Source organism: Patescibacteria group bacterium, from assembly GCA_041645165.1.
GTDB lineage: Bacteria > Patescibacteriota > Patescibacteriia > 2-02-FULL-49-11 > 2-02-FULL-49-11 > 2-02-FULL-49-11.
Window position 1 is genome coordinate 1 of sequence record JBAZQN010000025.1, and the last position, 13,963, is coordinate 13,963.

Genomic DNA, 13,963 nt, shown 5'->3' on the forward strand with positions numbered 1-13,963 from the left:
AAGAGCAGTATTCCGCAACCTTCAAATCCGTCTGTTTCCTCTCCAATTTCAGGACGTTAGCCAGAAGCTAACCGCCTGGGATTGGGGAAGAAGCGACTTATTAACGAAATTATTTTGCAAAGGGTCTCATGTAATCCCCATATGAAATCGGGAGCAATTGATCCGATTACCGCGCACGCAATTGACAAGGTAAACAGGAGAGGTGAAACGAGAATCCACAGCATTCCCGTCATGAGCGCCGCATCAATACAAGCAATTATTTTCATGGTGAATGTCGTGTCAGCTATTTTATTTCCATACTGGTCGGTCATGCGCACATAGTCCCCATGCGGTATCATGTCCGTGAGGAAATGCGAAACGGCACCAAGCGTGAATGCGGCGATAGGATTGGCGATATGTTCTCCGATCAGAATGCCGATGGTTGCGTGAACGGTGAGGTACATACCCTTAGTGAAAAATACCAAATTCCAATATCTCCCGCTCCGGCGGGATCCTACTTACCATTGAAAAACGACATTCAAGGAGCGGGACAAATTCCAAACAAATCCCAATGCCTCAATGACCAAGTTTGGACATTTGGATTTTGAGCTTTATTGGGAATTGGGATTTGGATATTGGGTTTTGCCCATACTATATTCTCCTAATATCTGCCCCTAATTTCGTCAACTTTCCCACAATATCCTCATATCCCCGGTCAATGTGGTTCTGGGGGTCATGGATAACGCTCGTGCCCTTCGCCGCGAGCGCGGCAAGGAGCATATCAATGCCTGCGCGCACGTCATGGGAGCGCAGGGTGGCAGCTTTCAGCGCGGTAGGTCCCCATACATAGGCGGCATGTGGTTCCCGGTCGCGGTAATCCTCGTCGTTAAAGTTATAATCCTGCGGTTTGAATCCTGCGGGTTGGAATTTCCGGTAGCGGACTCCCATTTTTTTTAATTCTTCCAGATACCGCCAGCGCGTTTCAAAGATCCGTTCATGGATCATGGAGCGCCCTCGTGATTTGGCGGCGAGGATAAGCGTGGCAAGCGGCTGCCAGTCAGTCATGAATCCCGGTTCCCAATCGGTCGTTATCGTCGTTGGTTTCAGCGGCGTATGAAAGGGGAGTACGCACAGTACACTTCCTTTCCATTGCAGCCGCACGCCGATGCGCGTGCAGAAATCAGTAAACGGTACCACCAGTATTTTGGGGAGATGCGTGATATGCAGCGCGCCTCCGGTGAGAATAGATGCGGTAATGGCGGTTACTCCTTCCAGACGGTCGGGGATCGAGGTGGCCTCTGCGCCGTGCAAATACGGCTTTACCCCTGTTATTTCTATAGTCCGGGGGGTGATGCGCTTTATGCGCGCACCCATGCGATTCAGCATTTCAATGAGATTATCCACTTCAGGCTCTTGCGCGGCATTCTCGAGGATGACGCGTCCGCGGTTGAATATTGAGGCAAGGACGAGGTTTTCCGTGCCGCAGTGCGTATTCTTCGCAAAACGATAATGGCATGATGCGGGGCGGATCGGCATAGTGATTTCCGTCACACTGCCCTTTGTTTTTATTTTTCCGCCCAGCTTCCGAATGCCGTCAAGGTGACGGTTCAGGGGCCGCCTGCCTATGGCGTCACCTTTTGGCGGATAAATTTTTACATGGCCTTCGCGCGCGAGCGTAGCGCCGATGAAGAGTACTGCCTGCCGCGCGCTCATCGCTTCCAAGGGAATTTCATTGTAAACAATATTTTTACAGTGAATCTCAATAGTATTTTTTTTTATCCACTTCACGTCCGTGCCGAGCGCAGTGAGCGCTTCAAGGCTGCGGTGGGTGTCTGAAAATTGCGGGATATTATGGAATATGCACCGCTCCCTGGTAAGGAGCGATGCAATAAGAAGTTTGGGTGCGGCATTTTTTGCGCCGGAAACCGGATAGGTGCCATAGAGCGGCTTGCCACCGTGAACGATGAAGGTAGACACACGATAAATTTCAAAACTCAAAAATTGAATAGAAAATTGTATATATTGCCAGTGGTGGGGATCGAACCCACGACCTAGGGCTTGCTTGCCCCGCACAAATTGTATTAATAGCTGGGGTGGGGATCGAACCCACGACCTAGGGCTTATGAGTCCCTCGCTCTAACCAACTGAGCTACCCAGCCACGTCGTTATTTTGGTGCGGGGTGAAAGTCCCTCGCTCCCCGCCGCAAGCTTCGTCCCGACTTTGTCGGGACTCGCAAGCTGGCGGGTAACCAACTGAGCTACCCTGCCACATTGAGGAATAGTATACCTTGAATGAACTATATGACAAATTTTGACAGAATGCAATTCCTATGATATAATTTAACTATAATATAAAAATAAAATGTAAAAATATGCATGCGGGAGGTTGTATTTTTTGGGGTTATTTAGTGGTATTAGTGAACTGAAGGCTTCCTTGAAGGGAAGCTTTTTATCTTTTAAAGGAAAGCTATTTTATGCGAGTTGCAGAGATCATGACAAAGGAGGTAATCACGGTACAAGATGATACGCCGCTTATGAAAGTGGCGGAGCTCCTCTTTGACCGAGCCCTCAACGGTGTGCCAGTCATTGATAAAAAGCGCCATGTGATCGGCATAATCACTGAATATGATTTGTTAAGCCGTGAAGAGCACATCCATATTCCCAGTTATGTAAAGCTTTTGTCAGAATTTAAAATCGTCGATCGCAAAAACGACGTGCACCGCGAGCTTGATAAAGTATATCATGTGCACGCGAAAGATCTCATGACCGTGCCCGTGGTTACTATAGCGCCGGACACGGAAGTTGCGGAAGCCGCGCGCATCTTTTCCGAGCAGCGGATCAATCCGCTCCCCGTCGTGGATGGCAAGAAGCGCCTCGTGGGCATCGTGTCGCGCGCTGACATAGTTAAACTATTTAAAAAAATTACATTGTGAGTATGAAACATTATTAATTCCTTATACTTTGAGAACGTAGAACAATGCAGTAGAGAGATATCCACGCGGATAGTCGGCCGCCCGTAGCGTCGGAGCTTGTCTCCGACTAATCGGTGGCAGATAAACTGCCACGCTACAATTGATACCATTATGCGGCCGAACGCGGATTCACGCAGATATTCTTCTACTATCTCACTTTATTATTGCTTATTAAATTAACATAAATATATGGCATTTAATCATGTATCGCAAAATCGCCCGGTAGATCAAGCGATCAAGGAATCTCAAAAAAAGCTTTCACTCTTTTCACTTATAAGCAAAGGCCAGGTGAAGGTCTGGAAAGCGACCGTCGTGAGTTTCTTTATCGCTGGGTTTGTGGGCGCGTTAGCCTTAAGCGTCGGGTTGGATATGGGAATGAAATCGCAAGCTGCGACGAAGCCCGATTTGATTGTGTCACGTGTGTGGTTATCATCCGAAATGTTAAAGGATGGAGATTCCGTGAATATCCTCGCGGATGTGAAAAATCAGAAAGGCGGCACCGCCGGAGCTTCTTTTGTCCGCTTTTGCGTAGATAACAGTAATTGTCTCAATTCCATCACAGGGAGGATAGGAGATGATCAAGAAATCTCATCTCTTGCCTGGGATAAATCAACTCAAGTTTTACAAGCGTGGCAAGCAGTCGCCGGTAGTCACACCATTACAGTTTGCGCTGATGTTGATAAAGAGGTATCAGAATCAAATGAAAAAAATAATTGTAAAAATACTAATATAACAGTGAATTCACGCTGGCCTGATCTCATTACGCGAGATATTACTATCTATGGGGATACTGTGGCGGGGGATCTCACTTCTTTTGGGGGCGTTGTGGAAAATCAAGGGGGGATTGATGCAAGTGAATTTGCTGTGCGTTTTTGCATTGATAATGCGAATTGTCTTAATAGCACCGCGGGAAGAGTGGGAAGCGAGGACTTAATATTTTATAGTGGGCTTAAAGCTGGGGAGACGGAACATCGCTCGAGTGATTTTTGGATTGCGACTCTTGGCGAGCATACTGTTTACTACTGTGCCGATGTGATAGGAGTTATTGGGGAGGCAGATGAGAATAATAATTGCACGAGCACAAACATTACGGTAGGTCCTGGTGTTGATCTCCTCTCTTCTCATGTTACCATGGTAGAGAGCGGACCTTTCAAGGCGGGTGATGGTCTCCACTTTAAGGGTAATGTGAAAAATCAAGGCACTGCCGACTCCGGCTCCGGCTCTTTCTACACCCGTTTCTGCGTGGACAATAGCAATTGTTTGAATGCTAACACCGGACAGGTGGGCGAAGAGGAATACGTGAGTTCCTTAAGCGTTGGTCAGAGCATGAGCCAGGAATCTGATTATTGGGTAGCCACCATTGGTTCACACACGGTGTATCTCTGCGCTGATGTGAACAAGACAGTGGGCGAGTCGGATGAGAGCAATAACTGCGGGAGTTATAGTTTTACGGTGAGCGAGGCCCAAAAAGTGGATTTGATTTCCCAAAATGTTACTACCGTGGAGAGTGGACCGTACTACTCCGGCAATGCCCTCCACTTTAAGGGCAGTGTGAAGAATCAAGGCACCACTGCCTCGGGAAGTTTCTCTACACGCTTCTGCGTGGACAATAGCAATTGTTTGAATGCGAATACCGGCCGGGTAGGTGAAGAGGAATATGTAAATACCTTAAGCGCCGGCCAGACCGTAAACCAGGAGTCTGATTATTGGGTGGCGACCGTCGGTTCGCATACCGTGTACCTCTGCGCGGATGTGGGGAAGACCGTCAGCGAGAGCAGTGAGAGCAATAATTGTGGGAGTTATGCGTTTACGGTGAGTGAGGCTCAACAAGCGGATTTGATTCCCCAAAATATCACCCTCTCAAACCCTAACCCTTTCAAAAACGAGAAAATTTCTTTCTCTGGGGTGGTAAAGAATAACGGCAATGCAAGCGCCGGCTCTTCCTCCTCCCGTTTCTGCGTGGATAATTCCAATTGCCTTAATACTACGACGGGCAGAGTTGGCTACAATATCACTATCTCTTCGCTTTCCGCGGGTGGGAGCACTTCTGTGACCTCCAGCCAATGGACTGCGACGCTTGGGACGCATACCGCGTATCTCTGCACTGATGTGACCAAGGTGGTCACTGAATCCAGTGAAGGGAACAATTGTATCAGTGTGCCTTTTACAGTAACCACTGCGCCGTTAGAATAAAGCGCGTAAAAAAGTAGTGCAAAGCCAGGCTCTCAAGAGTCTGGCTTTCGTTTTTTCAGCATCGTTTCCTCCTAGATAGCAATTTCGTGAATTTGTGGTAGATTTATCAGATAAAATACAAGATAAACTACCGTGTAATTCCCGATCGAACCTATCGCAGTAAGGACTGCGATAATCCAAATCGAGAATTTTTTCTCCATCGTTTCTCTCACGGCAATTCCCATGAGTATGGCAATTGCGTTGATAAAGAAAAAATGGAGCGTGAGGGTGAAGGGCACCCTCACAAAAAGCGAAGCCGTGAACAGACCACACGAACAGATCTGTCCAAAGGCGACCCAACCGAGGCAGAGGATTAACTTATCGCCTCGGAACTTCTCTAGCCGCAGGGGCAGTGCCATGATGTCCTCCAGAGAAATTAGAAATATTTGAATTGTGGTTTATTTTGACACTTTCAACATAGTCTTCCTGTAGTGGAAGTCAAGTGAAAAACGACGATGTATCAATGTGGGAATGTATGGTACAATTGAGGCATTAATCTTAACACATCTATATGAAGCATTTTTCACTTCGAGCGTGGTATGCTTTTTTTGTTGTCTGCGCGCTTGGCTTTGCTCTGCCTGCGTCAGCCAAGATAGACACCGTACCGGTAATACATGACCGCATTTTGAGCAAAAATGAGCCAAGCAAGAACAGCATATGCAGCATGTATGGCAATATTGGTTCCTGGGACGCGTATGGAGGCCATGCCTACCGCTATATCGCGCAGGTCGATCTTGCCAAGTCTACCATGACGGCTGCGGAGATCACGGAAGCCTTCCTCAAGATCGATCGGGTGAGCACCTCGTGGGACGACAACGACAGCTATGTCCTGCACCGCGTAACGCAATCGTGGGACCCCGCGGCCGTGACGTGGGGCAATCAGCCTTCGTATGATCCTGTTGCTATAGCGGGCGTTTCCGCAGGTTACGGGATATTTAAATTTAACATCACGGCGCTGGTGAAAGAGTGGAAAATAAACCCTTCCTCGTCTTACGGGATTCTTATCAAGAAAACGAATGAGGATACCACCCTGAAGAGGAATAAAGGCAGTTTCGCCTGTTCTACGTATTCTCCCCAAGGAGGAGAAAGCGTACCGGTGGTGGATATATCTAATGAGGCCACCGGCAGCACGCCTTCTGCCGCGCCCGCTCCTGTCGCTTCTCCCGCGGGAAGCGCGCCGAGCGTCCCCGTAGCGGCAGGGAACCAGAACCAGCTGCCTGCGGACGCGTATAAGGCGATCGTGAAAATAAAAACCTTTGCGCTCAATACCAGGCTCGCGCTGGCGCAGATGCAGTCAGGGTCTGGCGTGCTCATAGACCCTGAAGGGATCGTGCTTACCAATTATCACGTCGTGAGCGTGCGCGATGAGTTGTTTGACCAAGAGCGCGATACGGCCTATCAGCTATGCCTGACCGTGTCTTCGTCGCAGGCGCCGGATTGCTCCTATTTCGGCCGCCTTATCGCGAGGGATAAAAAACTCGACATTGCCCTGCTGAAAATGTACCCTGTGCCGGGCGCGAGTTCTCTGTCGCGTTTTCCCTATGTGCGCGTGAACGCCACGGATGCCACGCAGATCGGCGACGCGCTGTATGCGCTCGGGTACCCGGGCATCGGCGGGGATAATATCACCATTACGAGCGGCACGGTGAGCGGGAAGCAGGAGAAGTACGGGATGCAATGGATTAAGACGGATGCCGTAATTTCCTATGGGAGTTCAGGCGGCGCCGCCATCGACAAGGGAGGGAACGTGATCGGCATCACCACTGAAGCGTATTCTGATCTTTTGGGGACGCTCGGCTACGTCACCAATGCGGCCTCGCTGAATCCTTGGATTGCGCAACACAAGGGGGATTATCCCCAGGACAACGCGCTGGAAAGCAGGCTCATGAAACACGCGAGGAAGCAGCTTTCCCTCAAAGGAAGCCTTTCTTTTATGGGAGATTTTATCCCTTTTGCAATGAATATCGCGGAAGGGTGGGAGTATGAGTTTGAAGATGAGGATATACTGCGCGCGACCAAACCAGGCGATCAGGAGGGCGGAGGATTGATGCTTACTTTCTATAAAACGCCTTATTTCTATTCGCGCGCGAAAATTGTGCCGGAATTTAAACGTTCTTTATTTGAGGCGGGTCTTTTGTCGCTCGTGACGATCAGTTCCGTGAAAGACGTGACCGTCAATGGCATTCAGGGACAGCGCATTGAAATTTCCGTGTTTGGAGAAAAGACGTATTTTTATTTTTTCGTGCATAAAAATTATGTATTCAAACTGGTGCTGGATTATGGTGAAAAGGATAAGGATAAGGCCGCGATAGAGAAGATGGTGAAATCGTTCAAAATGACTGGGGTGCTGCCTGCGTACAAAGAACAGCGCAGTTTTGCCAGCCAGAATCCTGTCTTTCGCGTCAAAGAAGCGAAGGGGTGGGCCATGATTCCGCAAAATGTAACGGATGACCCGCTGGCTATAGGCTATAGCGCGATTCCCGAGGTATTTGCAAGCGTGAATATCACCAAGGTGACGGATGAGATGAAAGGGTATACCAATACGCAATATTTAGACCATCAAAAGCAACTGGTGCAGGATATTAACAAGCTCGGCGCGATTGCGGATTTGAAAGCGTCAATCCCGAGCTCCAATGCGAAGTATCGCCTGAGCAAGGCGCTCCCTTCGGTGATCATGGCCGAAGAAGAACTGCGCACCGTGAGCACCAACAAAGTGTTTTTCCGCGGGCTTGGCTATACGGTGAAATCAGGAGACTATTATCTGGAATTCCACTTGAGCGTGTATTCGGACAGCATTGCGGTGTATCGCAAGGCAAAACAAGCATTCAACACGCTTGCCCAAGGGTTCTCGCTGTCGAAATGAATTTAGTTTTGCATAGAGCAAACATTTTATAACTAAGCAATTTTCTGCTATACTGAGACAGTAGAAGAACTCAAACGATGGTAGCTATTTTTCGACCTTCGGAAATTTTAAGCCCTTATTACACGATTTAAACGACTCGTTTTCTTGAAAAAGCATTCTCAAAAGTATTGTTCTACAGTCTCATAATATAAATGGCTCTCATTGGGGCCACAAAAGGTTGGTTACGTTTTTATTATTAACTTATTACCTATGAAGAAATTTTATTATAAATTCCCAGTTTTTCTGCTCATCTGTGCTTTTGCGTTGGGATTGGCACTCCCCGCGAAAGCGTTTTATTTGGAAGTGCCACGTTATTTTATCGAAGCGATACAAGCGAGCCGGCAGCAAGTGTTAGGTGAATCAACATCCACGCCGTTGCAATCAGAAGAAATGCTACCTAGCAATCAGGGAGAAACATGTAATGTGGATGGCAAAGAATTGCCCGGCCCGTGCAGTAATTACAATCAAGGCCCCAGTGGTCAGGGAAACGAAGGTTTTGGTCCTGGTGGCGAAGGACAATATAGTCCTGGTCCGAATTTTCAAGAAGAGATGCAGAAACAGCAGCAGGCGAGACAATTACAAGATATCAAGCGTGGGGGACGCCAACAGGAAAGAGACCTTAAGCAATTTGAAGCAATAATGCAAAGCATGGAAAAGAAAGGCATGCCGGTAAGTCAGGACATAAAAGACAAGGTGACACGGGCAAAACAAATTTTAGAAAAAATCAATGCCGCCAACTCAATGGAAGAGATGGCCGCCACCACCTATAACGCAGAAACGGGCGAGAACCAATTGGAGGAACTGCAGGAGATCATGCAGTCTTTGGAAGAAACGCGCCGCGAGGTCTTTGAAGGCGCCCAGCGGCTCCAGGACATCAAGCGTAATGTGAAAGGCGCCGAGGCAGGGATTAAAATGTTTGAGAAACAGATCGCCAAGTTAGCCAAGCAGAAGATAACCGTTCCCCAGGAAATACAAGAGAATATAAGCAAGGCTAAAGCTATAATTGACATGATAAAGAATGCCAAATTGTGGAGCGAAGTTGGCGGGGATGAGGGGATGCAATCGTTTGGCGAAGTGATACAGAGTCTTGACGAGAATCGCCAGCAATTGGAAATGTTAGCTCGTTGGCCACAGACCTTAAAAGAGATGAATGGGCAATTGACCAAATTAAAGAATGAATTGAAGCGCAGCAAAAGCATCGTTTTACGACTCGCGAAGAAGGACGTTGATCTTTCAGGCGTGTATGCCACCTTTGAGGCTGCAGTGGAAAGATTGAAATCTGTCCGCGACGGAGCGGTAGCCAAAATAGCGGCAGGCAATGCCGAGGAAGCGTTTGACTTGGTAGAGAATGATTTCTTTGGTCAAACAGATGATGTGTGGCAAAATTCTAAAGTAATCCAGACAATGAATAACTTGGGTCGTTTTTCTTCTGAGTTCAAAAAAGGAATCGCCATGGCGCAGAAGCAAGTTAAGAACCTGAAGAAGCAAGGCAAAGATGTATCCGAATTGGAAGGTTTACTGGAGCAATCCAAGGCCAAGGGGGGAGAGGTGTTGGCGATGATGAAAAAAGGAGGAGATATAGATGAAGAGACTATTATGGGAATGTTGGAAGAGCTGGAAGATCTAAGGCAACTGTTTGAAATCAAGATGAGTGAAATAACTGGCCAGGACGAAGAAATGCCGTGGGAGCAAGGACCCCAACAATTCAAGAGGATTGAGACAAATATTAATTTTGATCAGTTTAAAAAGAAAGAATAACTAAACAACTCCTAAGTTCTTAATTTCATACGTCCCGCACGCAGGTGCGGGACCCCCTTGATAACGCAAAAACTCGCCTCTTCGTGAGCCGAGTTTTTGGTTGCGGGGGTGGGAGGATTCGGTTACAGCTCTCGTCGGTTTCCGCCTCCTCGGTTGCGACCCCGCCTCGCGATGCTCCTCACCGCTTTGCTCGTCGCATAACGCTCCGGCTTGCTCATCCCACTCGCACGTGAAGCAGTTTACGTGCTCCCCGCTGAACACCAAAAAACACCCACCTTACGGTTAGTGTTTTATGGTTGCGGGGGTGGGAGGGGGATTACAACGCCTCATAGAGAGCCTTATGGGAGCTTGGGAGTTATATCAAACTCCATGGCTTCAAGAACCGCTCTAAGGGTAGTCGTATAAGTTTACGTTGCGTTGTAGCGGACGGCTTTATACTTTTACACCACTGCTTGCAATCACTTTTTGCCACCTCTCGTATAATGGACGGTACTTTTCCTTATCCACCGCCAGCATACTGCTCAATTTGCCGTTCACATGTCTGAGGAATTGTTTGATACGCATGTTTTGTTTCGTCACTTTTAGATAGCTCCTCACGCCGAACTTTTCGCATTTATAGACGATTCCGTCCACCTCTTTTCGCATATCCTTCGGTACGTTAGGTTTAACATTGACGACTACTCCCAGCACCGCCTGTCGTTCATGCGAGTAGACGAACTTCTCTTTATGGCTCTCGAAACCTTCTTGCCGTAAGATTCGCCGTATGCCCGAAACCAATTTCTTGATAGGGTAACTTCCCGAAACCGTGAGGTTATCCACCCAGATATTGTGCACCACGCCGTACTTCTTGAGGAAATGCGATAGCCTTCTATCCGCATCCAATAAGACCAAAGCGGCCACCTTGGTGCTCGTTTTGAATCCTTGCGGGAGATGGTTATCAGCAGTGACAAGTCGAGTTAAGAGATGTGCCACGTCTGGTGCACCGCCGAGTTTGTGGAACGTGCAATAGACATGGCTTGGCCGCACCGAGGGGAAGAAACTTTTTATATCGAAATGTCCTACGTTCAATTTTTTGACATGCGGCATCGCGTTCGTAAGCCGCGATCTCCCCTTGATGCCGCCTTGCAAAGAGAGCGGATAGTCAAACCTATTCAGGATTCGCTTTTCTATTTGTCTATGTATTTCTTCAAGAGAATGGTCTGCTTCGTAAAGCATCCGCACCTTTTCTCCCATCTTCTTAGAGAATTTCTCGTAGTGGATATTTATATATTCCGCCACGTCCTGCAACACCTTGAGCTCTATACCCAAACGTAAAGATAATTCCCGTAAGGAGTTGATTTTGATGTCCTTGAGTTTAGGGAGCATACTACGCTTGTAAAAATACTCTCTCCATGTCGTTGATGAGAATAACAACCTTATCCCGCAGTTCTCTTTCTTTGGAAGTTTTTGCTTTTGGGATGAGGGTGTCCCTCGTAAGCAATAAGAGAGGCACGTTGTATTTCGCAGAGAATGTTTTAAGGAACGGCATTCCTGGCTTCTTTTTATCGTTCTCAATTAACGAGATATAGTTTACGCTTACGTCTAAAGCATTCGCCATTTGTTCTTGGGAGAGCTTCCGTATGATTCTTATATCCTTGATTATCTTGTTGGCAGTTTCGCTCATAGGAGATTTGTTAAGTTTCCATATCCATTGTCGCCAATGGTTAAATAACCGTGCTAGCTAACCCTGGCGAATCCCTTTATCGCCTCCATAAGAATGGAGAGGATTCTCTTGGCGTAACTCTGCCGTATTTCTTTACGGAGGACGCTATCGAGAATCTCGCAATAAAGAGCAGTAACCGAGGCTAGCTGCGTCGCAAGCAGTTGACACCGCCTGCAACGGGGCGAAGGCTGCCACTTTGTAGCCGTGGCAAGCTCCTTATGGATGGCCACAAGGCGTTGTTGGTTCGGTAAATTCATAAGAAGAAGGTTAAGGAATTAACACGTTCGTTGTTGACCATTTTGGATAGCAAAGTGTGATCTTCTGCTGGTGCTAACCTTCCTTTTGGATCGAACCTGCAAGCCGTCAGCCTTTCGCACCTAAACCATCCGACGGCCTGCATTACAACCCAGAAGTTGTAGCTAGCACCGTATGGGAAATTAACATGCATAAATATTTATTCTAAATGCCACAGAATCAGGCGTAAAAGTAATACGGACTAACGTACAGCGGTCTGACCGAAACAGATCATGCTTAACGTGTGTCCGAAACACTGAATGCGTAAAACTTTTGCAGTGGTGCATGTCGCCCCAGTTGTGACGTCTTGCGACGTGGGAGAAATCACTTTCTCCCTTCAGAAAGGACTAATAGTCCTGTTAAGGTATATGGCTTGCTTTGAGGGGAACCCTCGCTAATCGTCGGTTGGTAAGGTACACATAGAAGGCGATCTGCCTTCAATATGACAGTATACAGGACTCTAACTTTTAGTCAAAGTGAGAGATTGTGGATAAATCACCAAAACAGAATTCCACAACGAAAAAGCCGCCGTCAGGAAAATACACTGAAAGCAGGCTTTTTCTCGGCTTTAACTGTGGATCAGGTACGTTCTGGTAGTGGCTCGTCATTCGCAGCGATACGCCAAACTACTATACCAGCAATAATGAATCCAGCAAGCAGACAGGCGATGGCGAGTAAAAGCACAAGTGCATTTGCCTTGTCTTTACCACGCCCACCCGTGAACGTTTTGCCAACAGCTTTAAAGGCTTGCGGCATTGTTTTTACTGCGTTGTATGTATTGTGGATGTTGGCGTAGGTATTATACGCTGCAATGCTGAAACTACTGACAGTACGGGTACGGTAGGCATTCGCCCAACTGTTAAACATGATGGCGTAGCCAGAGAATAAAACACCTGGCACGAGGATAATATAGCCGATATAAAGCAATGCCTGCGTGTGTTCCAAATCTAACCAACCTTTGGAAAAGCACACTAGAGCTACCACGATAAGAAGATTCCAGCTATAACCAATGCTGGTCATTAGGTAGCCCATCCACGCCATAAAACGATACCAACCGCCCGCATGTTTCGCCTCAACCCATACCTGCCCAGTAACCCAATTATTCCAGATGCTTATGCCGAGGTTCAGCATCCAGATTCCGAAGATAAGTAACAGGTCCATTGTAAACCCTTTCAATTTGAGTGATTTATTTTTTGTGAATTAGAAAAAAGTTTTTCAAACAAGAATAGCAGAGAGAGAGAGAGTTGTCAATGGAATGCATATTAGTGGAACCATAAGTCCCGACGTCCCAGGAGGGAAAAAATAGAATGCCCCGGAGGGGATTTGGTCACAATTCTCGTCGCCCCGCACGTGCGGGGTTCCTCGGTTGCGATCCCGCCTCCCCCGCATTCTGCGGGGTCCGGCTTGCGAATCCCAGCGCGAGTGAAGCAGTTCACTCGCTCACGTATATAAACAAAAAGTCCCGACTAATGTCGGGACGTTTTGGTTGCGGGGGTGGGATTCGGCTTCGCTCCTGGGTGTGCCGGTACCTATGGCACATCGTCACACCCTGCGAATCCCAACGCGAGTGAAGCAGTTCACTCGCTCTTGTGTTAAATACAAAAAGTCCCGACTAAGGTCGGGACGTTTTGGTTGCGGGGGTGGGATTCGCACCCACGACCTCCTGGTTATGCATACTACTACGACTTTTGTCGCCTCCATAACATGGAGTTTGTAGTCTGGACTATCCCTTTACCGATCCGAACCATGTTCGGATGACGGTACCTACCATCTAGTCTCTACACCTTCTCCGACATGACGTCGGAGCTTGGCTCGGGATTACCACCTCATTTTCCTTGAGAAGGCTTCCCCGAATTTGGCAGGTGATCTTCCTTACCATTTCTGGTTAGGACGCCCATACGATTGAGCCAGGCGAGCTGCTACTGCTCTACCCCGCGGCAAATTTTTTTGTTTTATCTTAACAGAGTATAGTGGAAAGAATGGATTATGACAAGGTGCAGTCTTGTACAATACATAATGAGCCCCAAATGAAAACCGATTCCACCGCATAACGAGCCCCAAACCCTGTGGATAGCTCTGGCGGCAGGCAAGGTCTTCAAACCAAAAGTGCGAGTCACCATACTG

11 protein-coding genes and 1 tRNA gene are annotated in these 13,963 nt (G+C 47.8%); 4 read left to right on the top strand and 8 right to left on the bottom strand.

Annotated elements, in window-relative coordinates:
• Window positions 1-56 precede the first annotated feature (56 nt).
• From WC659_06850 to WC659_06860, 3 genes are all read right to left on the bottom strand, one after another.
• On the bottom strand, window positions 57-443 hold the full coding sequence (locus tag WC659_06850) for a hypothetical protein (GenBank protein ID MFA4873613.1): 387 nt from the start codon (window positions 441-443) through the stop codon (window positions 57-59).
• Window positions 444-630: 187 nt separating this feature from the next.
• Window positions 631-1,956 (bottom strand): UDP-N-acetylglucosamine 1-carboxyvinyltransferase, encoded by a 1,326-nt coding sequence (locus WC659_06855; protein MFA4873614.1) that lies wholly within the window; start codon window positions 1,954-1,956, stop codon window positions 631-633.
• 108 nt (window positions 1,957-2,064) lie between these two features.
• Window positions 2,065-2,138, bottom strand: a tRNA-Met gene (locus tag WC659_06860).
• Window positions 2,139-2,453: 315 nt separating this feature from the next.
• On the opposite strand from WC659_06860, the gene WC659_06865 reads away from it, so the two are divergent.
• Both WC659_06865 and WC659_06870 read left to right on the top strand, forming a co-directional pair.
• A complete protein-coding gene (locus tag WC659_06865) occupies window positions 2,454-2,912 on the top strand; it encodes a CBS domain-containing protein (protein MFA4873615.1) in 459 nt (152 codons plus the stop codon).
• Window positions 2,913-3,140: 228 nt separating this feature from the next.
• Complete coding sequence (locus tag WC659_06870) at window positions 3,141-5,144, top strand: CARDB domain-containing protein (protein MFA4873616.1); 2,004 nt, start codon at window positions 3,141-3,143, stop codon at window positions 5,142-5,144.
• Between the two features lie 71 nt (window positions 5,145-5,215).
• Here WC659_06870 and WC659_06875 read toward each other — a convergent pair whose 3' ends face one another.
• Window positions 5,216-5,542 (bottom strand): hypothetical protein, encoded by a 327-nt coding sequence (locus WC659_06875; protein MFA4873617.1) that lies wholly within the window; start codon window positions 5,540-5,542, stop codon window positions 5,216-5,218.
• Between the two features lie 152 nt (window positions 5,543-5,694).
• Between WC659_06875 and WC659_06880 the strand changes: the two genes are divergently transcribed.
• Both WC659_06880 and WC659_06885 read left to right on the top strand, forming a co-directional pair.
• Window positions 5,695-8,046: a trypsin-like peptidase domain-containing protein gene (locus WC659_06880; GenBank protein ID MFA4873618.1), complete on the top strand. Its 2,352-nt coding sequence runs from the start codon at window positions 5,695-5,697 to the stop codon at window positions 8,044-8,046.
• Window positions 8,047-8,295: 249 nt separating this feature from the next.
• Window positions 8,296-9,843, top strand: coding sequence for a hypothetical protein (locus WC659_06885; GenBank protein ID MFA4873619.1), 1,548 nt, complete (start codon window positions 8,296-8,298; stop codon window positions 9,841-9,843).
• Between the two features lie 432 nt (window positions 9,844-10,275).
• Here WC659_06885 and WC659_06890 read toward each other — a convergent pair whose 3' ends face one another.
• From WC659_06890 to WC659_06905, 4 genes are all read right to left on the bottom strand, one after another.
• Window positions 10,276-11,208 (bottom strand): reverse transcriptase family protein, encoded by a 933-nt coding sequence (locus WC659_06890; protein ID MFA4873620.1) that lies wholly within the window; start codon window positions 11,206-11,208, stop codon window positions 10,276-10,278.
• A 1-nt stretch (window position 11,209) separates the two neighbouring features.
• Window positions 11,210-11,506 carry a helix-turn-helix transcriptional regulator gene (locus WC659_06895; GenBank protein ID MFA4873621.1) on the bottom strand — a complete coding sequence of 99 codons (297 nt, stop codon included), beginning with the start codon at window positions 11,504-11,506 and terminating at the stop codon, window positions 11,210-11,212.
• 53 nt (window positions 11,507-11,559) lie between these two features.
• The gene (locus WC659_06900; protein ID MFA4873622.1) at window positions 11,560-11,802 is read right to left on the bottom strand and encodes a hypothetical protein; all 243 of its coding nucleotides are present in this window, start codon (window positions 11,800-11,802) and stop codon (window positions 11,560-11,562) included.
• 616 nt (window positions 11,803-12,418) lie between these two features.
• Window positions 12,419-13,000, bottom strand: coding sequence for a hypothetical protein (locus WC659_06905; GenBank protein MFA4873623.1), 582 nt, complete (start codon window positions 12,998-13,000; stop codon window positions 12,419-12,421).
• Window positions 13,001-13,963: the final 963 nt, after the last annotated feature.